This is a genomic window from Kineosporia rhizophila (genome assembly GCF_021277265.1).
GTDB classification, from domain to species: Bacteria; Actinomycetota; Actinomycetes; order Actinomycetales; family Kineosporiaceae; genus Kineosporia; species Kineosporia rhizophila.
The window spans coordinates 1-24,330 of the sequence record NZ_JAJSOH010000031.1 but is presented as its reverse complement, the minus strand read 5'-3'; the positions used below and the strand labels follow the sequence as shown (position 1 = coordinate 24,330).

The following is a 24,330-nucleotide window of genomic DNA, read 5'->3' as shown; positions in this document are numbered from 1 at the left end:
ATGTCGGATGTCGCGGGGGTGTCGGGCTCCATCATCCCCGGGTCTGTCCTTAACGCCCTTCTGACTCACCCTGAACCGCGGCCCGGACACGATCTACGGCATGTTGTTCCGGAAACGTGCAATGGCCGGTGCGGTAGCGGCTCTGGCGCTGTGCGGGGGCCTGGCCGTCTCCGCCACCGCCGCCGAGCCGCAGGCCGTGACCTACGAGGCGAGCGGGGCCGACATCGCCAACCCCGAGCGGGGCTTCTACAAACACCTCGAAACGCACTACCGGGCCGACGGATCCGGCTTCTCCCCGCTCTCGGCCGACGACCTGGCCGAGTACCGCGAGCAGGGCATCACCCAGGTGATGCGGGTGTTCTACCTGGAGAAGTTCGCCGCCACCGAGACTCTCGACGCGAAGTTCCTCGAGCTGGTCGAGGCCGACCTGAACACGGCCCGCCAGCAGGGCATCTCGCTGATCACCCGGTTCGCCTACGTGCAGGGCGGGGCCGGGCCCTACGAGCCGCCCTTCGGCGACGCCCCGCTGAACGTCGTGCTCGCCCACATCGCGCAGCTGAAACCCCTGTTCCACGAACACGCCGACGTGATCGCGGCGGTCCAGCAGGGCTTCGTCGGGCTCTGGGGCGAGGGCTACTACACCGACCACTTCGCCTCCGACCCGAGCCGGCCCTGGCAGCTCACCGAGGCCGACTGGGACAAACGCTCGGCGGTGCTGAAGGCCCTGCTCGACGCGGTGCCGGACGAGCGCATGGTGCAGGTCCGCTACATGAACGCCAAGCAGAAGGCCCTCGGCACCGGCAGCGGCGCCGAGAACGCACTTGCGGCCGAGGAGGCCGGCAGCGGCTCCGACGCCGCCCGGACCGGCCACCACAACGACTGCTTCCTGGCCTCGGAGGACGACTTCGGCACCTTCCTGTCCGACCCGATCACGCTCGACCAGGAGTACCTGGCCGCCGAGACGAAACACGTGCCGATGGGCGGCGAGACGTGTGCGCTGAACGCGCCGCGTTCGGAGTGGGAGAGCGCCTCGGCCGAGATGGAGCGCTACCACTTCAGCTACCTCAACCGCGACTACCAGACCGAGGTGCTCGACTCCTGGGGAGCGGAGGGGCTGGCCGAGACGCAGCGCCGGCTGGGCTACCGGTTCGTGCTCACCGAGAGCACGGTCACGGCCAAGGACGACGGCACCAGCCAGGTCTGGGTGGGGGTGCGTAACGACGGCTGGGCCGCCCCCTACAACCCGCGGCAGGCCCGGCTGGTGCTGGTGGACGGGGATGCCCGGCACACGGTCGAGTTCGAGGCAGATGCCGATGTGAGGACGTGGGCGGCGGGGGAGACGGTCGAGCTGACTGCGTCGGTGGAGGGTTTGCCGGCCGGTTCCTACCGGGCCTATCTCTCGGTCCCGGCGTCCGACGAGACCACGGCAGACGATCCGCGGTATGCGATCCGCACGGCGAACGAGGGCACCTGGAACGCCACGACCGGCCTGAACGACCTGCGGCAGACGATCACCGTGGAGTAGACGCGGTGGGGTAGGCGCGGAGTGGGGTGGGGGAGCGAGGGCGGGGCCGGTGGGGCCCCACCCTCGCGCGGTCAGGAACTCAGGGCGGCGGTCGCGAACTCAGGCCGGCCGGTCATGAGGTCAGGCCGGCAGGTCAGGAGGTCAGGTAGACGGCCGACATGTCCTTGTCGCCGTGCCCGTCCTCCTGTGCCTGGCGGAAGGCTTCGCGGACCACGGTGACGATGCCGGGGTCGGCACCCGCCGCGCGGGCCCCGTCCTCGATCAGCTCGGCGTCCTTCAGGGCACCGCTGAGCGCGAACGACGGCTCGAACGAGCCCGACAGCATGGCCGCACCCTTCAGTTGCACGTAGGGCGCGTCCACCGCGCCGCCCTTCACCGCCTCCAGGAACAGCGCGGGGTCCAGCCCGAACGCCTCGGCGGTGCGCAGCGCCTGGGCCACGCCCACGGTCACGGTCTGGACCCAGCCGTTGGCCACCAGCTTCAGCCGGGTCCCCGCTCCGGCCTCGCCCACCCACAGCGTCTTGGCGCCGATCGCGTCGAGCACCGGCGTCACGGTGGCCCGGGCTGCTTCGGGGCCGGAGGCCAGCACGGTGAGGGTGCCCTGCTCGGCCGGCGCCTTGGTGCCCAGCACCGGGGCGTCGACGTAGACCAGGTCGTGCTCCGCGGCCAGGGCGGCCAGCCGGTCGTTGCCCTCGACGCCGACCGTGCTGGTCTGCAGCCACACCGTGCCGGCAGCGAGGCCCGGAGCGGCCTGGGCGATCGCCTCGGCCACGCTGTCGGCGTCGAACAGCATGGTGACGACGATGCCGGCCCCCTCGACCGCCTCGGCGGCCGTTGCGGCGACGGTGGCCCCGTCCTGTCCCAGCGGCTCGGCCTTGGCGGTGGTGCGGTTCCAGGCCCGCAGCGGCAGGCCGGCCCGGGCGATGTTCCGGCCCATGGCCAGGCCCATGATTCCGGTGCCGAGCAGAGCGACGACGGGATGCTTCTCTTCGGGTTCGGTCACCGGGGAAAGGTACGCCCGGTGCGCCGTTCCGGCCCCCGGCGAGCCCTTGTCCGGTCGCGCTCCGTGATCGCCCATGATGACGTTGCCGAGCCTGGCCGCGAGGGCGGGCGATTTTAGCCACGCAATACGGTCGAAATCGGATTAAACTCGCGGAAGGGCGAGACAAGTGCCACGCCCCTCCAGGAGGCGTGCGATGCCCAACGTGCCTAGGGTTACAAGGCGTGAATGACGTCACGAAGGGTGAGGTTCCTTTCCGTCACCCGGTGTGCGTCTGACATGCGGACCGAGGACCTGACCAGGAAGGCCGACCCCGTGTCGCAGGAGCAGCCCGAGCAGCCCCAGCCCCAGCAGCCCAGTCAACTCAGTGATCTCGTGGTGGTCGCGAACCGGCTCCCCGTCGACCGGCAGACCAACCCCGACGGCAGCACCACCTGGAAGCCCAGCCCGGGCGGCCTGGTCTCGGCCCTCGAGCCGGTGATGCAGCGCAACGCCGGGGCCTGGGTCGGGTGGACCGGGGCGCCAGGAGACGCGCCCGAGCCGTTCGAGGCGCGCGGTATCCAGCTGATCCCGGTCGAGCTGAGCAAGTCCGACGTCGAGGACTACTACGAGGGCATGTCCAACGGCACGCTCTGGCCGCTGTTCCACGACGTGATCGCCCAGCCGCAGTTCCACCGGCACTGGTGGGAGGCCTACGTGCGGGTCAACCGCCGGTTCGCCGACATGGCGGCCCGGTACTCGGCCGAGAACGCGCTGGTCTGGGTGCAGGACTACCAGTTGCTGCTGGTCCCGCAGATGCTCCGGGCCCAGCGGCCCGACCTGCGGATCGGCTTCTTCAACCACATCCCGTTCCCGCCCTACGAGATCTTCGCCCAGCTGCCCTGGCGGCGGCAGGTCCTCGACGGCCTGCTGGGCGCCGACCAGCTCGGCTTCCAGCGCCCGGCCGACGCGAACAACTTCCTGCGGGCCTGCCGCCGCAACGGCCTGTCCACCCGCCGCGGCCTGGTGCACCTGCCGGCCGAGCCACGCTTCGGCAGCGCCGAGAACCACCCGCCGCGCGAGGTGCGGGCGGCCGCGTTCCCGATCTCGATCGACGCCGAGCTGATCGACGAGCTCGGCCGCCGGCCCGACATCCAGGAGCGGGCCCGCGAGATCCGGCGCGAGCTGGGCGATCCCAAGGTGGTGCTGCTCGGCGTCGACCGGCTCGACTACACCAAGGGCATCCTGCACCGGCTCAAGGCGGTGGAGGAGCTGTTCGCCGAGGAGGTGCTCAGCCCGCCCGACGCGGTGTTCGTCCAGGTGGCCACCCCGAGCCGGGACCGGGTCGAGGAGTACGAGAAGCTGCGCCGCGACGTCGAGGTCACGGTCGGGCGGATCAACGGCGACTACGGCCAGCTCGGGCACCCCGCCGTGCACTACCTGCACCAGTCGCAGGACCGCGAGGAGCTCGCCGCCCTCTACCTGGCCGCCGACGTCATGCTGGTCACCGCCCTGCGCGACGGGATGAACCTGGTGGCCAAGGAGTACGTGGCCACCCGGCACGACGAGCGCGGTGCGCTGGTGCTCAGCGAGTTCGCCGGGGCCGCGATCGAGCTGCCGCAGGCGTTCCTGATCAACCCGCACGACGTGGACGGGATGAAGGCCGCGATCGTGCGGGCCGCCCAGCTCTCGCCGCGTGAGTCCACCCGCCGGATGCGGGCGATGCGCCGCCGGGTGTTCGAGTTCGACGTGGCCCGCTGGGCCTCCACCTTCCTCAAGGTCGCGGCCTCGGCGGCGGCCGAGCCGGCTCCGCCCGCCCCGCGCAGCCCGGCCACCGAGTCGATCGAGCTCTCGGCGATCCAGGCCGAGGCCCGCTCCGAGCAGGACGCCACCGAGGCGGTGCCGGTGGCGACCGTCGGGGCCAACGGCGAGTTCGTGCCCGAGGGCGGAACCGCCCTGGACGAGCCGGATCTCGACGACACCGAGGGCCTCGAGGAGCCGGGGCACGTGCTCGACGACCCGCTGGTGCTGCTCGACCCGGAGGACCGCCGGCCCCCGCTCTCGCTCGGACTGGTCACTGCCCTGGAGGGTTTCGCGCAGCGCCCCTCGCTGCTGATCGCTCTGGACTTCGACGGCGTGCTCTCGCCGATCGTGGCCGACCCGGCCGCGGCCCGGCCGCTGCCGCACGCCCTGCGGCACCTGAACGAGCTCTCCACCCTGCCCGGGGTGCGGGTCGCCCTGGTCTCCGGGCGCACCCTGGACGACCTGGTCCGGGTGGCCACGCCGCCGGCCCGGGCGCTCCTGGTGGGCTCGCACGGGGCCGAGTTCCGTGACCCGCTGGGCGATGCCGCGGTGAACTCCCCGCTCGACGAGGCCCAGGCCGGCCTGCTGGCCAAGGCGACCGCCGAGCTGGAGACGATCAGCGCCCGGCATCCCGGCACGCACGTGGAGACCAAGCCCACCGGGGTGGTCCTGCACACTCGCCGGGCCGAGCGCCCGGTCGCCGCCGCGGCCACCCAGGAGGCCCTGGACGGGCCCGCCACCTGGCCCGGGGTGCACCTCACCCACGGCAAGGAAGTGGTTGAGCTGTCGGTGGTCTCGACCACCAAGGGCACCGCGCTGCGGCGGCTGCGCTCGATCACCGGGGCCGACGCGGTGCTCTACGCCGGCGACGACGTGACCGACGAGCGGGCCTTCGCGGTGCTGCGGGGCGACGCGGGCGACGTGACCGTGCGGGTGGGGTCGGGGGAGACCCGGGCCGAGCACCGGCTGGGCTCGCCCGAGGAGGTGGCCACCATGCTCGGCCTGCTGGTCGACCTGTGCGGCGAATGATGCCGCAACGGGGCTGATTTCGCGACATCTGAGAAATCAGCCCCGGAACGTGCATCTCGACGTGCCGCTCCGGTCCCGACGTGATTCGATCTTGGTGTCGGAAAACGAACGGATGGCGTGAAAGACGCCTTCCCGTGTGACTGGGAGCTTTGTATGCCTCTGTGGCTGATCCTCATCATCGTCGGTGTCGTCCTGGCGGTCGTCGGCTTCGGCGGCGTCGGCACGATCCTGGTCTACATCGGTGTCGGCATTCTCGTGGTCGGCGCGATCCTCGCCCTCCTGGGTCGTCGCGGCACCAGGATCTAACCCGGTGCCAGCAGCCGTCCGACCAACGGCCGTAATCGTGGGCGTCACCTCCTCGAGGTGACGCCCACGTGGCGTTTGCGGGCTCACCCAGCCGGCTGACGGCCGTCACCCGGGCGGGCTAAAGCCGATTGCGCCCCGTGCCGAACTCCGCTGTGGACACCGCGGAAACCGGGCGAGGGGCAGCAGATGCGCACACGAGGGGTACGGCAGACGGCGGCAGCGCTGACGCTGGCGGCCGCGCTGGTCGGTGGTCCGGCGCTGAGTGCGGCGGCGGACGAGCCGGTCCCGGGGCAGGACGAGGTCCGCCGGGCCCAGCAGCACACCGACGAGGTGGCCGCCCGGGTCGAGGCGATCCAGAACCAGCTGCGCCGGTCGCAGCAGCGGGCCGAGGCCGCCGGGCTGGCGCTGAGCGAGGCCACCGAGAACTACAACCAGGCCCAGGTGCGGCTGGCCGAGGCGGAGAAGGCCGCCCGGGCCGCCCAGGCCGTGGCCGAGGCCGCCGGACAGCGGCTGGACGGCGCTCAGCAGGAGGTCGGGAAGCTGGCTGCGCGGGCCTACCGCAACGGCGGGAACCTGGCCGAGCTGGAGGTCCTGTTCTCGCCCAGGGGCCCGGAGCAGGTGCTCGAGCGGGCCTCGATGATGCAGGTGGTGGCCGGCCAGCAGCAGCGCACCGTGCGCCGGGCCGATTCTGCCCGGGTGGTGGCCAACAGCCTCACCGCACAGGCCGAGGAGGCGCTGAAGCGGCGCCAGGCCGCGGCCGACGCCCTGGCCGAGGCCAAGGCGGTCGCCGAACAGCGGGCGGCGGCCGCGCGTCAGGCCCTGGCCGCCGACACCGCCCAACGCAACGAACTGCTGGCCGAGCTGGCCGCGGCCCGGCGCACGTCGGTCGAGATCGAGCGCCGGCGGGAGGAGGGCCTGCGCCGCCAGGCCGAGCAGCGCCGGGAGGCCGCGGCCCGGGAGGCGGCCGAACGCCTGTCCCGCAGCGGTACCCAGGCCGACAAGAACCAGTCCGACGAGCAGATTGAGGACGATCGTGGCGACCAGGGCGGTTCGGTCCCCGAATCGTCTGGACCCTCGGGATCCCCGGAGAACCGGAGCCCGTCGGGCGGTTCGTCGAGCGGAAGCACCTCGGCCGGATCCTCGGCGGTGGACTGGGCCAAGGGCCGGATCGGACTGCCGTACCAGTGGGGCGGCGAGGGACCGGGCAGCTATGACTGCTCCGGCCTGACCATGCAGGCCTGGGCCCGGGCCGGCGTCTCGCTGCCGCACTCCTCACGGCTGCAGTACCAGTCGGTGCAGCACATTTCGTACAGCAGCATGCGCCCGGGAGACCTGGTGTTCTTCGGCTCCGACCGGGGCGATCCGGGGAGCATCCACCACGTGGCCATGTACGTCGGCGGCGGTCAGATGATCGAGGCGCCGTACACCGGCGCGTTCATCCGGATTGTGCCGCTGCGCAGCTCCGGCGCGATGCCCTACGCCGGGCGGGTCTGAGCCTCGCAAAGGCGAGCTCGAGAGCGTCCATAAGCAAAAACGACGTAGGCGGGTGCCCCCGGGAAGGGGACGCCCCGCCTACGCGCGTTGGGGTGGAACTCAGTGCGGGTACACGCCACCGGCGTCGATCAGACGCTGGCGCGAGTTCTCGATCTCGGCCTCCGCGGCGGCGCGGCTGGCCCAGGCGGCGTCCTCGACCGACTTGCCCGGCTCGAGGTCCTTGTAGGTCTCGAAGAAGTGCTGGATCTCCAGGCGGTAGAACTCGTTCACGTCGGTGAGTTCCTGGAACACCTCGAGGCGGGGGTCGCCCGACGGGATGCACAGGATCTTGTCGTCGCCGCCCTTCTCGTCGCGCATGTGGAACATGCCGATCGCCCGGCACTTGACCAGGCAGCCCGGGAAGGTCGGCTCCTCGAGCAGGACCAGCGCGTCGAGCGGGTCGCCGTCCTCGCCGAGGGTGCCGTCGATGAAGCCGTAGTCCGCCGGGTAGCGGGTGGCGGTGAAGAGCATGCGGTCCAGGCGAATACGTCCGGTCTCGTGGTCGACCTCGTACTTGTTGCGCTGTCCCTTGGGAATCTCGATGGTGACGTCGAAGTCCACGGGTTATTCGCTACCTTCCGGCATGTGAGTTGGCGGCCAAGACTATTCTCGAACCGATGGAGCATGGGGGGTGACCGGCGTGTCTGACGTCACCCAGCGCACGGCCAGACGGCTCGTGATCCGTCTCACCGTGGTGCTCGCTGTTCTCGTCGCCGCACTGATCGCCGCTCTGACGGTACTTGGTCCGTTCGGGGATCGGCAGTCCGGATCCCCCCAAGGGGCGATCGTGCCCCTGACCGATCGGGTGCCCGGAGCCGTGCTGCCGCAACAACCCTCGGCCGACGTACTGCCCGCGGTGAGCACCGAGGCGCCCGAGGTCTCCGCGACGAAGCTCACACAGCGGATGCGCCGCTTGATCGGCAGCAAGGACCTGGGCAGCTCGGTCTCGGTCGACGTGCTCGACCCGCTGACCGGCGAGCACCTGCTCAGCCGGGCCACCGGCGCCGCCCGCACCCCGGCCTCCACGGCCAAGCTGCTCACCACGGCCGCCGCGCTCTCGGCCCTGGGGCCGCAGCACACCCTCACCACCGCAGCCGTCGGCCAGGGCAAGACGGTCTACCTGGTCGGCGGGGGAGACGTGCTGCTCGGCGCGGGCGAGAGCGACGAGGACGCCGTGAACGGGCACGCCGGGCTGGCCACGCTGGCCGAGCAGACCGCCGAGGCGCTGCGCGAGGCCGGCACCACCAGCGTGCGGGTGGTGCTCGACGACACGCTCTTCGAGGGCCCGGCGATGGCGGCCGGCTGGGACCAGTCGGACGTCGACCTGGGCTACGTGGCCCCGGTCTACGCGGCCGAGATCAGCGCCGGGCGGCTGAAGGAGGGCAACTACGTGCCCCGCTCGCAGGACCCGGGCCTGGCCGCCGCCAAGACGTTCGCCACCGCCCTGGCCGACCAGGGCATCAAGGTCTCGGCCAAGGTCGGCCGCGGGGCCGCGCCGGCCGGGGCCGACGAGCTGGGGGCGGTGCAGTCCGCGACCATCGGAGACCAGGTCGAGTTCACCCTCGACCACAGCGACAACACCGCCGCCGAGGCGCTCGGCCGGCTGGTCGCGATCGAGCGCGGCGAGGGCGCCCGGTTCACCGACACCGGTCCGGCGGTGCTGGACGAACTGGCCGGGCACGACGTGCCGGTGGAGGGCAGCCGCCTGGCCGACGGCAGCGGGCTTTCCGCTCAGAGCAGAATCCCGGTCCGGACCCTGACCGCGGTGCTCGCCCTGGCCGCCGACGAGGAGTCGACCGGACTGCGCCCGGTGCTCACCGGCATGCCGATCGCAGGCGTCTCGGGCACCCTGGCCGAGCGCTTCGAGGGCAAGGCGGAGCGGGGGGCCACCGGGCTGGTCCGGGCGAAGACCGGCACCCTGAGCGGGGTCAGCTCGCTGGCCGGGGCCGTGGTCGACGCGGACGGCCGGCTCCTGGTGTTCGCCGTGATGGCCGACCAGGTGCCCTCCACGGTCGCCGCCCGCGAGGCCCTGGACGCGTTCGCCGCCGAGCTCGCGGAGTGCGGCTGCTAGGTCGGCTGCTAGGTCGGCTGCTAGGTCGGCTGCTAGGTCGGCTGCTAGGTCGGCTGCTAGGTCGGCTGCTAGGTCGGCTGCTAGGTCGGCTGCTAGGTCGGCACTGAGGTGGGCCGGGGTGCGGGATGCACGTACCGTTGATCCATGGCAGCGGATTCCCCGAGCACCCTGGCCCCCGAACCGGTCGACACGATGATCAACTGGGACCTGGCGGCCCGTACCGCCGCCCGGGTCGGGCGGTCCGGTCCGGACGTGACCACCGCCGAGGCCCAGCAGATCGTCGGCGAGCTGCGGCAGGCCGCGATCACCGCGCACCCGCACGTACAGGCGGTCACCGGCCTCACCACGAACCCCGGCGAGGGGGTCTACGTGGTCGACCGGCCGGGCTGGGCCAAGGCCAACATCACCGCCTTCCGCACCCTGCTGGCGCCGGTGATGGCCGAGCTGCAGCGCAAGAACGAGGAGCGCGGCAAACCGCTGCCGGGCACCCGGCAGACCGCGATCGGCGCCCGGGTCTCCGGGGCCGAGATCGGTGCCCTGCTCGGGGTGCTGTCCGGCCGGGTGCTGGGCCAGTACGACGCGTTCGCCACCCCCGGCCGGCTGCTGCTGATCGCCCCCACCATCGTCGCGGTCGAGCGTGACCTGGAGGTGGTCCCGGAGGACTTCCGGCTCTGGGTGTGCCTGCACGAGGAGACCCACCGGGTGCAGTTCACCGCCTCGGACTGGCTCACCGAGCACCTGCTGTCCGAGGTCCGGTCGCTGATCTCCGACCTGATGCTGGAGCCCGGCCAGGTGGCCGACCGGTTCGGCCAGGCGCTGCGCGGGCTGCCGGGCGTGATCCGGGGCGAGGGCGACGGGCAGTCGGTGCTCGACGCCGTGCAGACCCCGGAGCAGCGTCGCCAGCTGGCCCGCATCACCGCGGTGATGTCGCTGCTGGAGGGGCACGCCGACGTGGTCATGGACGACGTGGGCCCGCAGGTGGTGCCCACGGTCGCGACCATCCGCCAGCGCTTCACCCGGCGCCGGGCCGGTCGGGGCGCGGTCGACCAGATCCTGCGCCGGCTGCTCGGGCTGGACGCGAAGGCCCGGCAGTACGCCGACGGGGCCCGGTTCGTGCGCGGCGTGGTGGACCAGGTGGGCATGGAGGGCTTCAACGCGGTCTGGACGTCGCCGAACACGCTGCCCCAGCCGGAGGAGATCACCGACGCGAAGGCCTGGGTGCGACGGGTGCATGGATGACGCGCTCACCGTGGTCCACGTGGCCGTCCGGGACTGCCTGAGCGACCTCTTCGACAGCCGCCGGGCCCTGGTTCTGGTGGCCTGCAGCGGAGGCCCGGACTCGCTGACGCTGGCCGCGGTGCTGGCCGCCACCGCTCGCGCCCACGACCTGCGGGCCGGTGCGGTGGTGGTCGACCACGGCTGGTCGGCCGAGGCCTCGGCGGCCGGTGAGCGCGCCGCCGGGCAGTGCCGGGAGCTGGGGCTGGAGCCGGTCGAGCTGGTCGCGGTCCCGGGCCGGTCGACCGGGGCCTCGGGGGGGCCCGAGGCGGTGGCCCGGGCGGCGCGGTACACGGCGCTGGAAGAGGCGGCCCAACGCCTCGGAGCGGCCGCGGTGCTGCTCGGGCACACGCTCGACGACCAGGCCGAGACGGTGCTGCTGGGGCTGGGCCGGGGGTCGGGGGCCCGCAGCCTGGCCGGGATGCCTGCCCGCCGGGGCCGATTCCGTCGCCCCTTCCTGTCGGTACGGCGCAAGGTGGTGGCCGACGCCGGTGCGGCCCTGCAACTGCACCCCTGGCACGACCCGGCCAACGACGACCCGGCCTACACCCGGGTGCGGGTGCGCCGGCTGTCCGGTGAGCTGGAGAAGGCCCTGGGCGCGGGCACGGCCCAGGCCCTGGCCCGCAGTGCCCAGCTGCTGCGCGAAGACGCCGACGCCCTCGACGAGCTGGCCGCCGAGCTGCTCGGGCGTTCGCTCGTCGAGAACACCGGCCCGTGCGAGCTGTGGGTGTCACCGCTGCGCGAGGCCCTGCCCGCGATCCGGCGGCGGGCCCTGCTGGCCGCGGCGCAGCGGGCCGGCTGCCCAGGTGGCGCGCTCACCCACCGGCACGCCCTGGCCCTGGACAAGCTGGTGGCCGACGGGCGGGGGCAGGTCGCGCTGCCCGGGCGGGTCACGGCCGAGGTGATGCGTCCCTCACCCGGGCACGCGGGGGCCCGGGTCTGCCTGAAGCGCCGGATTGTGGCAGGCTGAGCTGCCGCCGGATCCGGCGCGCAGCCCCCGAACCGAACGCACCTGGGAGACTCGTGGACGCCTCCGACATGGGGTCTGACCTGGAAAAGGTCCTTCTCACCGAGGAGCAGATCCAGGCCCGTCTGGCCGAGCTGGCCGAGCAGATCGAGAAGGACTACGCCGGGCAGGAGGTGCTGCTGGTCGGTGTGCTCAAGGGCGCGATCATGGTGATGGCCGACCTGAGCCGCACCCTGCACCGCAGCTACGAGACCGACTGGATGGCCGTCTCCTCCTACGGCTCCGGCACCAAGTCCTCCGGGGTGGTGCGCATCCTGAAGGACCTGGACCGGGACATCAGCGGCCGGCACGTGCTGATCGTCGAGGACATCGTCGACTCCGGGCTGACCCTGTCCTGGCTGATCGCCAACCTGGGCTCGCGCGGCCCGGCCTCGGTCGAGGTCTGCACCCTGCTGCGCAAGCCCGACGCGATGAAGGTGGATCTCAAGGTCCGCTACGTCGGGTTCGACATACCCAACGAGTTCGTGGTCGGCTACGGCCTCGACTACGCCGAGAAGTACCGCAACCTCCGGGTTGTGGGCACCCTGGCGGAGCACGTGTACTCGAGCTGATCGAGAAGCCGGTCGAGAGGCTGGGCAAGAAGCTGTGAACTGCGGCTGGGCGGTGGGTGCGGCGGAACAGGGAGGCAATCTCCTCCGTTCCTCTCATTGCCGCCCACCGGGCGCCCCCGCTCCACTCGGGGGCCACCGCCGGCGCAGCGGCGACAAGCAGCAAGATGCGAACGGCCGTACCGGTTGACACAGGTGGGTCTGTGCGCATCGGTGTACCGTCGTCCTATTGAGCACGAGCAGGAGGGTCGGGGCCTTGGCGGCCCCAGGTGAACACACGGCATGGACGTCAAACGACTGACGCGGGGGCCGGCGATCTGGGTGATCGTCTTCGTGGTCCTGCTCATCATCGGGGCCCGCGTGTTCGCGCCCGACCAGTTCAAGAAGATCGAGACCTACCGGGCGATCGAGCTGATCGAGCAGAACAAGGTCGAGAGCGCCAAGCTGGTGGACGGCGACCAGCGGATCGAGCTGAAGCTGAAGCCCGGCAACGAGATCGAGGACTACGACCAGGTCGAGGCCAACTACATCTCGCAGCGCGGCGACGAGATGGTGCAGCTGCTGAAGGACAACCGTCCTTCCGAGGGCTACACCGACGAGGTGCCGCGCAGCTCCTGGTGGTCGAGCCTGCTGATCGGTGTCCTGCCGCTGATCCTGCTGCTGGCCGTGTTCTGGTTCCTGATGGGCCAGATGCAGGGCGGCGGCTCGCGGGTGATGAACTTCGGCAAGTCCCGCGCCCGGCTGGTCAGCAAGGACACCCCCAAGGTGACCTTCGCCGACGTGGCCGGTGCCGACGAGGCGGTCGAGGAACTCCACGAGATCAAGGAGTTCCTGTCCGAGCCGGCCAAGTTCCAGGCCGTCGGCGCCAAGATCCCCAAGGGTGTGCTGCTCTACGGCCAGCCCGGTACCGGTAAGACGCTGCTGGCCCGCGCCGTGGCCGGTGAGGCCGGGGTGCCGTTCTACTCGATCTCCGGTTCCGACTTCGTCGAGATGTTCGTCGGTGTCGGTGCCTCCCGGGTCCGCGACCTGTTCCAGCAGGCCAAGGAGAACGCGCCGGCGATCATCTTCGTCGACGAGATCGACGCGGTCGGCCGGCACCGTGGTGCGGGTCTGGGCGGCGGTCACGACGAGCGCGAGCAGACCCTCAACCAGCTGCTGGTCGAGATGGACGGCTTCGACGTCAAGACGAACGTCATCCTGATCGCGGCCACCAACCGGCCCGACATCCTCGACCCGGCGCTGCTGCGCCCGGGCCGGTTCGACCGGCAGATCGCGGTCGAGCCGCCGGACATGAAGGGCCGCACCAAGATCCTCACGGTGCACTCCAAGGGCAAGCCGATGGCGCCCGACGTGGACCTCGAGGGCGTGGCCCGCAAGACCCCCGGTTTCAGCGGTGCCGACCTGGCCAACGTGCTGAACGAGGCCGCCCTGCTGACCGCCCGCGCCAACGCCCGGGTGATCGACGACCGGGCCCTCGACGAGGCGATCGACCGGGTCATCGCCGGCCCGCAGAAGCGCACCCGGCTGATGAGCGACAAGGAACGCAAGATCACCGCGTACCACGAGGGTGGTCACGCGCTGGTGGCGGCGGCGATGAACAACACCGAGCCGGTCACCAAGGTCACGATCCTGCCCCGCGGCCGTGCCCTCGGCTACACGATGGTGCTACCGCAGGACGACAAGTACTCCACCACCCGCAACGAGATGCTCGACCAGCTCGCCTACGCGCTGGGCGGGCGGGTGGCCGAGGAGATCATCTTCCACGACCCGACGACCGGGGCCTCGAACGACATCGAGAAGGCCACCGGGATCGCCCGGTCGATGGTCACCACGCACGGCATGTCCGAGCGGGTGGGCGCGATCAAGCTGGGCCGGGGCAGCGGCGAGGTCTTCCTGGGCCGCGACATGGGTCACGAGCGGGACTACTCCGAAGAGGTCGCCGGGGTCGTCGACGACGAGGTCCGGCGGCTGATCGAGGCGGCGCACGACGAGGCCTGGGAGGCGCTGGTCGAGAACCGCGACATCCTGGACAACCTGGTGCTGGCGCTGCTCGAGAAGGAGACGCTGAACCGGGCCGAGCTGGCCGAGATCTTCGCCGGGGTGCGCAAGCGCCCGGTGCGGCCGGTGTGGCTCTCCAGCGAGCGTCGCGCGGTCTCCGACATCCCGCCGGTGCTGAGCCCGGCCGAGCGCCGGCTGGTGCAGAACGGCAGCAGCGCGGCCTCCGCCAACGGTGCCGCCCACGGTTCGGCCAACGGGGCAGCGAACGGCGCTGACTACGGCGACCTGAACTAAAGTTCGACCGATCGATTCCCCGCAGGTTCCAGTCCGCACTGGAACCTGCGGGGATTTTCATCTGAGCAGGCGTGGTGGTCCCACCGGGACGGGCCGCGCCGGGCAGACGCGGCACCCGGGGGAGCCACGGCCTGAGAAGACACTGGAGAACTGACGTGGTTCAAGAGCTGGACACACCCTCGGAAGCCGACGTGACGCGCGTCGACCAGCCCCGGATCGAGGCCGCGGTGCGGGAGATCCTGTTCGCCATCGGCGAGGACCCCGACCGCGACGGCCTGCAGAAGACCCCGGAGCGGGTGGCCCGGGCCTACGCGGAGATGTTCGCCGGCCTCACCCAGGACCCGGGCGACGTGCTCTCCACCACCTTCGACCTCGGGCACGAGGAGATGGTGATGGTCCGCGACATCGAGCTCTACTCCACCTGCGAGCACCACCTCGTGCCGTTCCACGGGGTCGCCCACGTCGGCTACATCCCCAGCGCCGACGGCCGGATCACCGGGCTGAGCAAGCTGGCCCGCCTGGTCGACGTCTACGCCAAGCGCCCCCAGGTGCAGGAGCGGCTGACCACGCAGATCGCCGACGCGCTGGTGGAGCACCTGAAGCCGCGCGGGGTGATCGTGGTGGTGGAGTGTGAGCACCTCTGCATGTCGATGCGTGGCGTGCGCAAGCCGGGCTCGCGTACCGTGACGTCCGCGGTGCGCGGCCAGCTGCGCGACCCCGCCACCCGGGCCGAGGCGATGAGCCTCATCGCCGGGCACATCCGCTGAACGTACGGGCGCCGCGCCCGTCGACGAGGAAGAAGCCGTGAGCCACACAGGGGGAACGCCCGACATCCAGCTCGGCCGGCCGGGCCGGACCCTGGTGATGGGCGTTCTCAACGTCACGCCCGACTCCTTCAGCGACGGCGGCCGCTGGCTGGACCCGGACGCGGCGGTCCGGCACGGCCTGCAACTGCGCGACGAGGGCGCCGATCTGGTGGACGTCGGCGGCGAGTCCACCCGGCCCGGTGCCGAGCGGGTCTCCGAGGAGGAGGAACTGCGCCGCACCGTCCCGGTGGTACGGCGGCTGGCGGCCGAGGGGCTGGCGGTGAGCATCGACACGATGCGCGCGTCCGTGGCCCGGGCCGCCCTGGAAGCCGGTGCGGTGCTGGTGAACGACGTCAGCGGGGGCCGGTGGGACACCGCGATGCCCCGGCTGGTGGCCGAGTCCGGCGCGCCGTTCGTGGCCATGCACTGGCGGGGCGTGCAGGCGCTCGGCCGGGCCGAGCACGACCTGGCCGCCCGCTACGACGACGTGGTGGCCGAGGTGGCCGCCGAACTGCTGCAGAGCCTGGACGCCCTGGTCGCCGCCGGGGTGGACCCGGCCCAGGTGATCCTCGACCCCGGGCTCGGTTTCTCCAAGAACGCCGAACACAACTGGGAGCTGGTGGCCGGGCTGGACGCCTTCGTCGGTCTCGGCCGGCCGATCCTGGTGGGGGCCTCGCGCAAGCGGTTCCTGGGCAGCCTGCTCGCCGGGCCGGACGCCGCCCCCGCCCCGGTGGAGGCCCGCGACGACGCCACAGCCGCGATCAGTACCCTGGCCGCCCGCGCCGGTGTCTGGTGCGTGCGGGTGCACGCGGTCCGGGCCAGCGTGGATGCGGTGCGGGTGGGGGCGACCGTGCGAGAGCACACGCGTGTGGGAAGGGCTGCGGGAAAACTGTGAGTGCGAGCGCGGGACTGGGTTTCGGCCCGATGACATCGGCCTCGGGGCGGTTGCTGGACCAGATCCGGCTCTTCGGGGTGACGGCGCGCGGCAACCACGGCGTGTTCGAGTTCGAGCGGCGCGAGGGGCAGGACTTCACCGTCGACGTGGTGCTGCACACCGACGTCAGCGCCGCTGCGGCCACCGACGACCTGAGCCGGACCGCCGACTACGGCGTCCTGGCCGGGACGGTCGCCGAGATCGTGAGGGGTGAGCCGGTCGACCTGATCGAGACCCTGGCCGAGCGGATCGCGCTGGCCTGCCTGGAGCCGGCCGGGGTGTTCGCCGCCGACGTGGCCGTGCACAAGCCGCAGGCCCCGATCACCGAGTCGTTCGCCGACGTGGTGGTGGCGGTGCGCCGTGAGCGCACGATCCTGCTGGAGCGGGCCCCCGGGCAGGCGGTGCCGGTGGTGCTGGCGCTGGGCACCAACCTCGGCGATCGGCTGATGATCCTGCGGGAGGCGGTGAAGGCGCTGCGCGCCACCGAGGGCCTGGAGGTAAGGGCGGTCTCACCGGTGATCCAGACCGAGCCGGTGGGCGGGCCCGAACAGCCCGACTACCTGAACGCGGTGGTGCTGGCCGAGACCACGCTGAGCGCCCACGACGTGCTGGCCGCGGCCAACCGGATCGAGACCGCGCAGGGCCGCGAGCGGCACGAGCGCTGGGGCCCGCGCACCCTGGACATCGACGTGATCAGCTATGCCGAGCTGCGCAGCTACGACGAGAAGCTGACCCTGCCGCACCCGCGGGCCCACGAGCGGGCGTTCGTGCTGGCGCCCTGGCACGCTGTCGATCCGGAGGCCACGCTGCTCACCGCGACCGGCCCGGAGAAGGTGGTCGACCTGCTGGAGCAGGCCCCCGACCGGCTGTCGCTGCGGCACCGGCCGGAACTGTCGCTGGAGCACTGGGCATGAAGGGCGCCCGGATCGGCACCACGCTGCTGATCGGCCTGGCCTCCACGGCGGTGTGCTGGGTGCTGCTGGACACCTGGACCGGGCAGGGGCACGCCGCCCCACCGCTGCCCTGGACCGCGGTGTTCGGCACGGTCGCGCTGGTGCTGGTGGTGATCGCCGCCGGTCTGCCGATGCGCCGCTGGCAGCGCACCGCCCCGGCCGACCGGTCCGGCGTGCGGCGCCCGATCGACCCGCTCGTGGCAGCCCGTACCGCGGTGCTGGCCAAAGCCGCGGCCTACGGCGGCGCGCTGATCCTGGGCTGGTACCTCAGCCAGGGGCTGGTGCTGCTGCCCGATCTGCTCGGTGACCGGCTCACCCGCTTCGTGGTCGCGCTGGTGGCCGCGGTGGCTGCCGCGGCGCTGAGTGTGGCCGGGTTCGTGGTGCAACGCTGGTGCCGGGTGCCTCCGGACGACGACGAGAAGCCTGATTCCTAGGCCGTCACCCTGAGACAGCGGTGACCGGTGTGACGGTCGGGACGCTATTGATCTTCAGGGCGACTTCACCAGTGGGAAAACCCCTGGGCGCTAGGTTGACTCAAACATCAGCCGAACGGGCATTCCTGCCGGTACGGCCTTCCTCACGCGCGCGCGTAACTACCCTGGGTACCCGATCGTTAACACCGTGATCGCTTAGCCCCAGGAGAGGTCTTGCTGCTCGCAGTCACGCCAGCGCTCGGAGCCGCGCCCGTGGCGTCCGACCCCCTGGACGTCGTCAACGCCTTCGTGCCCTGGGACTCGGTGCAGGACGCCCGGGCCTGGATGCCGCTCGGGGTGGCCGGGGTGATCGTCTGGAGCCTGTGGATCTACCGCTGGGTGCTCTCCCGCGCCTACCGGCCGGTCAGCAACCAGTACGTGACCACGACGTCCGTGGTGGTGCCGTCGTTCCGCGAGGACGTCGAGATCCTCCGGCGCTGCCTGGCCACCTGGCTGGCGCAGGGGCCGTCGGAGCTGATCGTGGTGCCCGACGTGGCCGACATCGAGTGCATCGAGCTGCTCAACCGGGTGAACGACCCGCGCCTGCGGGTACTGCCGTTCGAGCACCGGGGCAAGCGCTCCGCCCTGGGGGTCGGGATCCGCGCCGCCCGGGGCGAGGTGCTGGTTCTCGCCGACTCCGACACCGCCTGGGAGCCGGGCCTTCTCGCCGCCGTGCAGATGCCCTTCCAGGATCCGACGGTGGGGGCGGTGGCCACCCAGCAGAAGGTGTTCCGGCGCTGGTCCAGCCTCTGGCGGGTGATCGCCGACTGGATCATCGACCTGCGCTACTACGACTACGTGCCGGCGATGGGCCGGGCTGGCGGGGTGATCTGCGTGTCCGGCCGCACCGCGGCCTACCGCCGCTCGGCGGTGCTGCCGGTGCTGGAGAACCTGGAGCACGAGTTCTTCCTGGGCCGCCGCTGCGTGGCCGGTGACGACGGCCGGCTGACCTGGCTGGTGCTCGCCTCCGGCTACAAGACCGTGTTCCAGTCCAGCGCGCAGGCCCTTTCGATGTTCCCGGCCACGTTCAGTGCCTTCGTGAAGCAGCGGGTGCGCTGGAGCCGCAACTCCTACCGCTGCTACCTGACCGCGCTGTGGAAGGGCTGGCTGCGCGACGTGCCGTTCGTCTCCAAGATCACCGTGCTGCAGATCCTGCTCACCCCGGTGACCATGGGGATGGCCCTGACCTACCTGGTGCTCTCCCGGATGGCGCCGGGCTGGAACGGCGTGCTGCTGGCGCTGTGCTGGCTGATGGCCGGCCGCCTGGTGCGCAGTGTCTCGCACCTGCGCCGGCACCCGGCCGACATCGTCCTGCTGCCGGTGGTGACCCTGGTGGTCATCATGATCTCGCTGCCGATCAAGCTCTACGCGTTCGTCACGATGAACAAGCAGGGCTGGCTGACCCGGCACGCCGACCAGGTCGGCGGCGACGGGCAGGACAACGCCTCGCTCGGCGAGCGGCTCGACCGGGACGAGCGCGAGGTGGTCCTCGATGTCCGCTGACCTGCGCAGAACCACCCCCCGGCGGGTGATCTCGGTCCTCGCCGGGCTGGGCGTGGTGGCCGGAATGGTCACCGCAGTAGGGGTTTCCGGGGTCATTGCCCAGCCGCTCGCGGCCGATCCCAAGACCGAGCCCGCCCAGGCCTCGAAGGCGGCCCGGGTGGCCCCGCAGCGCCAGGCCGAACTGGTGGCCGACGAGGACCGGCGGGTCACCCGCGCCCTGCTGAAGCAGAAGCTGACCAAGCCGTACCGGGCCCAGCCCGACGGGCAGATGACGCTGGTGCTGACCGCCCGCCGTAAGCCCTACAGCTGGGACGACCTGCGGCAGTTGTCCGCCGAGAACCTGGTGCCGCAGGCCGACGGCTCGTTCCTGCTGCGTGAGCACATCCTGGTCGGCCCGGGGGCGACGCTGTCGATCAGCCCGCGCCGCCCGCTCAAGCTCCGGATGTCTTCCGGGCCGGAGGGTTTCACCTCGATCGTGACCGAGGGCGGGCGGATCCGGCTGAACGGTACCGCCACCGCACCGATCTCGATCTCCAGCTGGGACGAGACCCAGGGCAAGCCCGACCTGAAGCTTTCCGACGGCCGGGCCTACGTGCGGGCCAGCGGCCAGATGGTGGTGACCAACAGCAAGTTTGGCCGGCTCGGGTTCTGGAGCGGTCGCACCGGCGGGGTCGCCGTGGTCTCGGCCAGCACCCTGCCCACCACCGGCCTGACCGGCAGCGCGGCCACCGGCGTGACCGACGAGCCGGTGGCGAAGCGGGCGGCCAGCCACACCGACGTCCTGCCCGCGGGCAAGCTGCCGGCCACCCTGCTGGACGAGTCCGGCTCGTACGCCTCCTCGATCCGCGACTCCAGCATGACCGGGAACGCGTTCGGGCTGTTCATCTCCGGCTCCTCGGGCCCCCAGGTGAGCGACACGGTGATCAGCAAGAGCCTGGTCGACGGGCTGGTGCTGCACCGCAACGTGGACGCGGCCACGATCACCGGGGTCACCGTGCAGGAGTCGGCCCTGGACGGGGTGGTGATCAACCGCAACGTCGAGGGCACCGTGATGACCCGGCTGGACGTGCGCCGCAACGGCCGCGACGGCGTGGTGATCACCGGCAGCCCGCTGGCCGACGGGCCCTCACCCAGTGGCGCCTCCACCCGTCCGTTCGGCAACAACGTGTTGAGCACGAGCAAGAGCAGCGACAACGGGCGGATCGGGGTGCACGTGGCCGGCGGCGCCGCGCTCACCGTGCTGGGCAACACCGTCTCCGGCGGGCACTCGGGCATCGTGGTCTCCGACGCGGCCCAGGACGTGCAGCTGAACAGCAACACGGTGAAGGACTCGCTGGTCAACGGCATCCAGGTGCGCGACGACTCGACCGTCGAGCTCACCTCGAACAACGTGATCGGCGCGGCCACCGGGGTGCACGTGCGGGACGCGGTGGCGAAGCTGCGGGACAACTCCACCTCCGGCGTCACCCTGCACGCGTTCACCTTCGTCGGGGCGGTGGCCGGCAGCGTGGCCGACGGCAACCAGCTGCGCGGGTCGGGCACCTCGGCGATCGACACCGTGCGGGTCTCCGGCGATCAGCCCGAACTGCTCGGCACCGACGACTCCGGCTGGTCCCGGACGGTCACGAAAGACTCGCTCCTGGGCATTCTTCTGCATCCGCTCACGATGGTCTGGATCGGCGTGGGCGTGCTTCTGCTCTCGATGAGCCGTCCCCGGCGTGGCGGTACCCGTACCCCCTACCCGGCTGATCCACTGTTGGTCAGGGGTGGGCCGCGCAAGCCGATCGCGGGATCCCCCCAGGAACGGGAGAATCCGGTGCACACCAACGAGAACCCGCCCGAACCGGCCGGGCCGCAGCCACATCCGCGACCGGTGAGGACCACGCGGGTGAACGCGCCGGCCAAGGTCTCGCTGCCGACCCGGGCCACCCCGCAGGTGCGTCCGGCCGACGACCACGCCGCGCCCCGCCGTACGGTTCCCACCCTGCAGCCGCGTCGCAACCAGACCCGCCAGACCAACGGTTTCGGTGATCACCCGGGATACGCCGAGCCCGAGCCGCCGGTGGCCGCCGAGTGGCATCAGCCGGTCTCCCGGCCGCGTCGGCCCAACGAGGAGCAGCCCGGTGAGCTCACCCCGGCGGCCGGTCACACCATGATCGACCTGGCCATCGCCGAGTCTCGACAGAACCCCGAACCTCCGCGCCGACGTCGGGTGGTGGGCCGGTGATGGCGCCCACCAATCGTCCCCTGATGGCCGCGGCCGCCCTGGGCATGCTGGTCACCTTCGGAGCCGGCTGGGCGGTCGGCCAGGGCGACGACCAGGATCAGGCAACGCCCGACCAGACCGTCGCGGCCCCGGTCGTCACGGTCCAGCCCACCCCCACGCCGACCGACAGTGGTTCCGGCCAGGACGATTCCACCGAGTACGAGGAACTGGGTGAGGTCGGCGCCGCGGCGGCCGGAGCCCGGTTGCCCGCCCTCACCAAGTGGAAGAAGCCACCGGTGGCGGCCTTCAAGTGCCCCAAGCCCACGGTTCAGGTGGCTACCGCCGACGAACTGGAGCAGGCCCTGGAAGACGCGCGTCCCGGCGCCTCGATCCGGATCGCGGACGGCATCTACACCGGCGAGTTCAAGACCACCCGGGACGGTTCCGCCGCCAAGCCGATCTACCTGTGCGGCTCGCGGAACGCGGTGCTCGACGCCGGTGCGATCAAGGGTGGCTACGCGCTGCACTTCGACGGCGCGACCCACTGGCGCGTAGACGGTTTCACGGTGCGCAACGGCCAGAAGGGCGTGATGGTCGACGCCGGCCGGGGTATCGCCCTGCAGAACCTGCTGGTCGAGCGGATCGGTGACGAGGCGGTGCACCTGCGCACCGGTAGTTCCGGAAACGTGGTGCGGGGCCTGACCATCCGGGACACCGGCAATCGGAAGCCGAAATACGGCGAGGGCGTCTACATCGGTACCGCCGAGAGTAACTGGTGCGAATACACCGACTGCAAGCCCGATCCCAGCAACAACAACTTCATCCTGAACAACCGGATCTCCGACACCACCTCCGAGTCGGTCGACATCAAGGAGGGCACCTCGGGTGGGGTGCTCAACGGCAACACCTTCGACGGCTCGACGATGACCGAGGGCGACAGCTGGGTGGACGTGAAGGGCAACGGCTGGCTGATCTCGGGCAACACCGGGGTCGACTCACGGGCCGACGGCTACAAGGTGATCGAGATCCTGGACGGCTGGGGCTGGCGGAATTTGTTCAGCGCCAACAAGTCCACGGTGCGCGGTGACGGTTACGCGATCAACGTGACCAAGCGGCACAGTGGAAACGTGGTGCGCTGCAACAACACCGCGCGGAACGCCGGTGACGGTCTGACCACGATCAAGTGCAGTAAATAACCGAACTGAAGACGCTGGTGAGCCTTCGGTCTCTACGGAGGCTCACCAGCGTCTTCAGTTCGGTTTACTTGTCTACGTCGCCGACCACGAAGAAGGTCGACCCCAGGATCGCGACCAGGTCGGCCAACAGGGTCCCGGGCAGCAGTTCGGTGAGCACCTGGACGTTGCTGAACGAGGCGGAGCGCAGCTTCAGCCGCCAGGGCACCTTGTCGCCCTTGGAGACCAGGTAGTACCCGTTCAGGCCGAGCGGGTTCTCCGTCCAGCGGTAGACGTGCCCCTCCGGGACCCGCAGCACCTTGGGCAGTTTCACGTTGATCGGGCCGGGCGGCAGCGAGCGCAGCCGGTCCACGCAGGCCTCGGCCAGGTCGAGGCTGACGTGCACCTGCTCGAGCAGCACCTGGAACCGGGCCAGGCAGTCGCCCTCGGTGCGAGTGACCACCCGGCCCGGACCGCCCGGGGCGAACAGCTCGCCGTAGGCCAGGTAGGGCTCGTCGCGACGCAGGTCCAGGTCCAGCCCACTGGCCCGGGCGACCGGCCCGCTGACCCCGTAGGCCGCCGCGGTCTGCCGGTCCAGCACCCCGACCCCGCGGGTCCGGGCCTGCAGGATCTCGTTGCCGACGATCAGCCCTTCCAGCCGCGGCAGCCGGCGCCGTACGGCCGCCACCGCCTTCAGCACCCGGGTCAGCCAGCCGGCCGGCAGGTCCTCCTTCAGCCCGCCCACCCGGTTGAACATGTAGTGCATCCGGCCGCCGGAGATCTCCTCCATCACCGCCTGCAGCTCTTCCCGCTCGGTGAAGGAGTAGAAGACCGGGGTGATCGCGCCCAGCTCCAGCGGGTAGGAGCCGAGGAACATCAGGTGGTTCAGGATCCGGTTGAGCTCGGCCAGCAGGGTGCGGGCCCAGACCGCGCGCTCGGGCACCTCCATGCCCAGCAACTGCTCGGCGGCCAGCACCACGCCGAGCTCGTTGGCGAAGGCCGAGAGCCAGTCGTGCCGGTTGGCCAGCACGATGATCTGGCGGTAGTCGCGCACCTCGAACAGCTTCTCGGCGCCGCGGTGCATGTAGCCGACGATCGGCTCGGCGCTGACCACCCGCTCGCCGTCCAGGACGATCCGCAGCCGGAGCACGCCGTGGGTGGCCGGGTGCTGGGGGCCGATGTTGAGCACCATGTCGGAGGCGGCCAGGCCCTCGGAGCCGAGGGCCACGGTCAGGGCACGAGGGCTTGCCGGCTCCGTCACGGGCCTGAGTCTGTCACGCGCGTCGCACGGGGGCGGGGGATTCGGGCACCCGGCGAATCGGTGCATCACCGCCCAGAGGTGACCTATAGGAGCGGCGGGACCGGTGTGACATCCTGCGGGCTATGGGCGGGACTCTGGGCGACGTTTTCGATGCGGACGGTGTCACCTGGACGCCGATATCGCCAGGGCTGGCCAAAGTCAGACGGCTCATCACGACCCTGCTGAACCTGCTGGGCGCGGCCGCCTTCGCGGCGCTGGCGGTGTTCTTCACCCCCTGGCTCTGGATCGGCGTCGTGGTTCTGCTGCTCACCTGGGTCTGGGAGTGGTGGCTGATCGGCCGTCAGGTCCGGGCCTGGGGTTATGCCGAACGGGCCGACGACCTGCTGATCCGGCACGGCGTGATGTTCCGGGTCCTGGTGGTGGTGCCCTACGGGCGGATGCAGTTCGTCGACGTGGAGGCCGGCCCGATCGATCGGATGTTCGATGTGGCGCACGTCCAGCTGCACACCGCCTCGGCCGGTACCGATGCCCGGATCCCCGGCCTGAACGCGGCCGAGGCGGCCCGCCTGCGCGACCGGCTCGCCTCGCGCGGCGCGGCCCGGCCGGCGGGGCTGTTACCCAGCCTCCCCGTCAG

The 24,330-nt window shown here is 71.4% G+C and carries 20 protein-coding genes; 17 read left to right on the top strand and 3 right to left on the bottom strand.

Annotation, left to right across the window (positions count from 1 at the left end):
- Positions 1–100: 100 nt before the first annotated feature.
- The gene (locus LWF15_RS30195) at positions 101–1,525 is read left to right on the top strand and encodes a DUF4832 domain-containing protein (protein WP_232814373.1); all 1,425 of its coding nucleotides are present in this window, start codon (positions 101–103) and stop codon (positions 1,523–1,525) included.
- A gap of 133 nt (positions 1,526–1,658) precedes the next feature.
- Here LWF15_RS30195 and LWF15_RS30190 read toward each other — a convergent pair whose 3' ends face one another.
- Complete coding sequence (locus LWF15_RS30190; RefSeq protein ID WP_232814372.1) at positions 1,659–2,528, bottom strand: NAD(P)-dependent oxidoreductase; 870 nt, start codon at positions 2,526–2,528, stop codon at positions 1,659–1,661.
- Between the two features lie 276 nt (positions 2,529–2,804).
- Between LWF15_RS30190 and otsB the strand changes: the two genes are divergently transcribed.
- From otsB to LWF15_RS30170, 3 genes are all read left to right on the top strand, one after another.
- Entirely contained in the window at positions 2,805–5,336 is a 2,532-nt protein-coding gene (gene otsB / locus LWF15_RS37015; protein ID WP_269811095.1) for a trehalose-phosphatase, read from the top strand.
- 153 nt (positions 5,337–5,489) lie between these two features.
- Entirely contained in the window at positions 5,490–5,642 is a 153-nt protein-coding gene (locus LWF15_RS30175) for a hypothetical protein (protein WP_232814371.1), read from the top strand.
- A gap of 186 nt (positions 5,643–5,828) precedes the next feature.
- The gene (locus LWF15_RS30170) at positions 5,829–7,136 is read left to right on the top strand and encodes a C40 family peptidase (RefSeq protein ID WP_232814370.1); all 1,308 of its coding nucleotides are present in this window, start codon (positions 5,829–5,831) and stop codon (positions 7,134–7,136) included.
- A gap of 99 nt (positions 7,137–7,235) precedes the next feature.
- Here LWF15_RS30170 and LWF15_RS30165 read toward each other — a convergent pair whose 3' ends face one another.
- The gene (locus tag LWF15_RS30165) at positions 7,236–7,736 is read right to left on the bottom strand and encodes an inorganic diphosphatase (protein WP_232814369.1); all 501 of its coding nucleotides are present in this window, start codon (positions 7,734–7,736) and stop codon (positions 7,236–7,238) included.
- A gap of 79 nt (positions 7,737–7,815) precedes the next feature.
- Between LWF15_RS30165 and dacB the strand changes: the two genes are divergently transcribed.
- The 12 genes from dacB (at position 7,816) to LWF15_RS30095 (ending at position 22,459) form a co-directional block, all read left to right on the top strand.
- The gene (dacB, locus tag LWF15_RS30160) at positions 7,816–9,246 is read left to right on the top strand and encodes a D-alanyl-D-alanine carboxypeptidase/D-alanyl-D-alanine endopeptidase (RefSeq protein WP_232814368.1); all 1,431 of its coding nucleotides are present in this window, start codon (positions 7,816–7,818) and stop codon (positions 9,244–9,246) included.
- Positions 9,247–9,390: 144 nt separating this feature from the next.
- Positions 9,391–10,485: a zinc-dependent metalloprotease gene (locus LWF15_RS30155; protein WP_232814367.1), complete on the top strand. Its 1,095-nt coding sequence runs from the start codon at positions 9,391–9,393 to the stop codon at positions 10,483–10,485.
- Complete coding sequence (gene tilS / locus LWF15_RS30150) at positions 10,478–11,491, top strand: tRNA lysidine(34) synthetase TilS (protein ID WP_232814366.1); 1,014 nt, start codon at positions 10,478–10,480, stop codon at positions 11,489–11,491. The genes LWF15_RS30155 and tilS overlap by 8 nt, the downstream gene beginning before the upstream one ends.
- Positions 11,492–11,544: 53 nt before the next feature.
- A complete protein-coding gene (hpt, locus tag LWF15_RS30145) occupies positions 11,545–12,099 on the top strand; it encodes a hypoxanthine phosphoribosyltransferase (protein ID WP_332879945.1) in 555 nt (184 codons plus the stop codon).
- Between the two features lie 279 nt (positions 12,100–12,378).
- The gene (ftsH, locus tag LWF15_RS30140) at positions 12,379–14,388 is read left to right on the top strand and encodes an ATP-dependent zinc metalloprotease FtsH (protein WP_232814365.1); all 2,010 of its coding nucleotides are present in this window, start codon (positions 12,379–12,381) and stop codon (positions 14,386–14,388) included.
- A 191-nt stretch (positions 14,389–14,579) separates the two neighbouring features.
- Positions 14,580–15,155, top strand: coding sequence for a GTP cyclohydrolase I FolE (folE, locus tag LWF15_RS30135; protein ID WP_232814364.1), 576 nt, complete (start codon positions 14,580–14,582; stop codon positions 15,153–15,155).
- A 97-nt stretch (positions 15,156–15,252) separates the two neighbouring features.
- Entirely contained in the window at positions 15,253–16,089 is an 837-nt protein-coding gene (gene folP, locus LWF15_RS30130; RefSeq protein ID WP_269811104.1) for a dihydropteroate synthase, read from the top strand.
- 29 nt (positions 16,090–16,118) lie between these two features.
- Positions 16,119–17,042 (top strand): 2-amino-4-hydroxy-6-hydroxymethyldihydropteridine diphosphokinase, encoded by a 924-nt coding sequence (gene folK, locus LWF15_RS37010; RefSeq protein ID WP_269811094.1) that lies wholly within the window; start codon positions 16,119–16,121, stop codon positions 17,040–17,042.
- Complete coding sequence (locus LWF15_RS30110; protein WP_232814362.1) at positions 17,039–17,515, top strand: DUF3180 domain-containing protein; 477 nt, start codon at positions 17,039–17,041, stop codon at positions 17,513–17,515. Before folK ends, LWF15_RS30110 begins: the two co-directional genes overlap by 4 nt.
- A gap of 324 nt (positions 17,516–17,839) precedes the next feature.
- Positions 17,840–19,057 carry a glycosyltransferase gene (locus tag LWF15_RS30105; RefSeq protein WP_269811103.1) on the top strand — a complete coding sequence of 406 codons (1,218 nt, stop codon included), beginning with the start codon at positions 17,840–17,842 and terminating at the stop codon, positions 19,055–19,057.
- On the top strand, positions 19,047–21,284 hold the full coding sequence (locus LWF15_RS30100) for a right-handed parallel beta-helix repeat-containing protein (protein ID WP_232814360.1): 2,238 nt from the start codon (positions 19,047–19,049) through the stop codon (positions 21,282–21,284). Before LWF15_RS30105 ends, LWF15_RS30100 begins: the two co-directional genes overlap by 11 nt.
- Positions 21,284–22,459 (top strand): right-handed parallel beta-helix repeat-containing protein, encoded by a 1,176-nt coding sequence (locus LWF15_RS30095; RefSeq protein ID WP_232814359.1) that lies wholly within the window; start codon positions 21,284–21,286, stop codon positions 22,457–22,459. The genes LWF15_RS30100 and LWF15_RS30095 overlap by 1 nt, the downstream gene beginning before the upstream one ends.
- 64 nt (positions 22,460–22,523) lie before the next feature.
- Here LWF15_RS30095 and LWF15_RS30090 read toward each other — a convergent pair whose 3' ends face one another.
- Positions 22,524–23,627 carry an NADH-quinone oxidoreductase subunit D gene (locus LWF15_RS30090; protein WP_352396450.1) on the bottom strand — a complete coding sequence of 368 codons (1,104 nt, stop codon included), beginning with the start codon at positions 23,625–23,627 and terminating at the stop codon, positions 22,524–22,526.
- A 191-nt stretch (positions 23,628–23,818) separates the two neighbouring features.
- Here LWF15_RS30090 and LWF15_RS30085 point away from each other — a divergent pair.
- On the top strand, positions 23,819–24,330 hold a 512-nt coding region (locus tag LWF15_RS30085), incomplete at its 3' end, for a PH domain-containing protein (protein WP_232814357.1).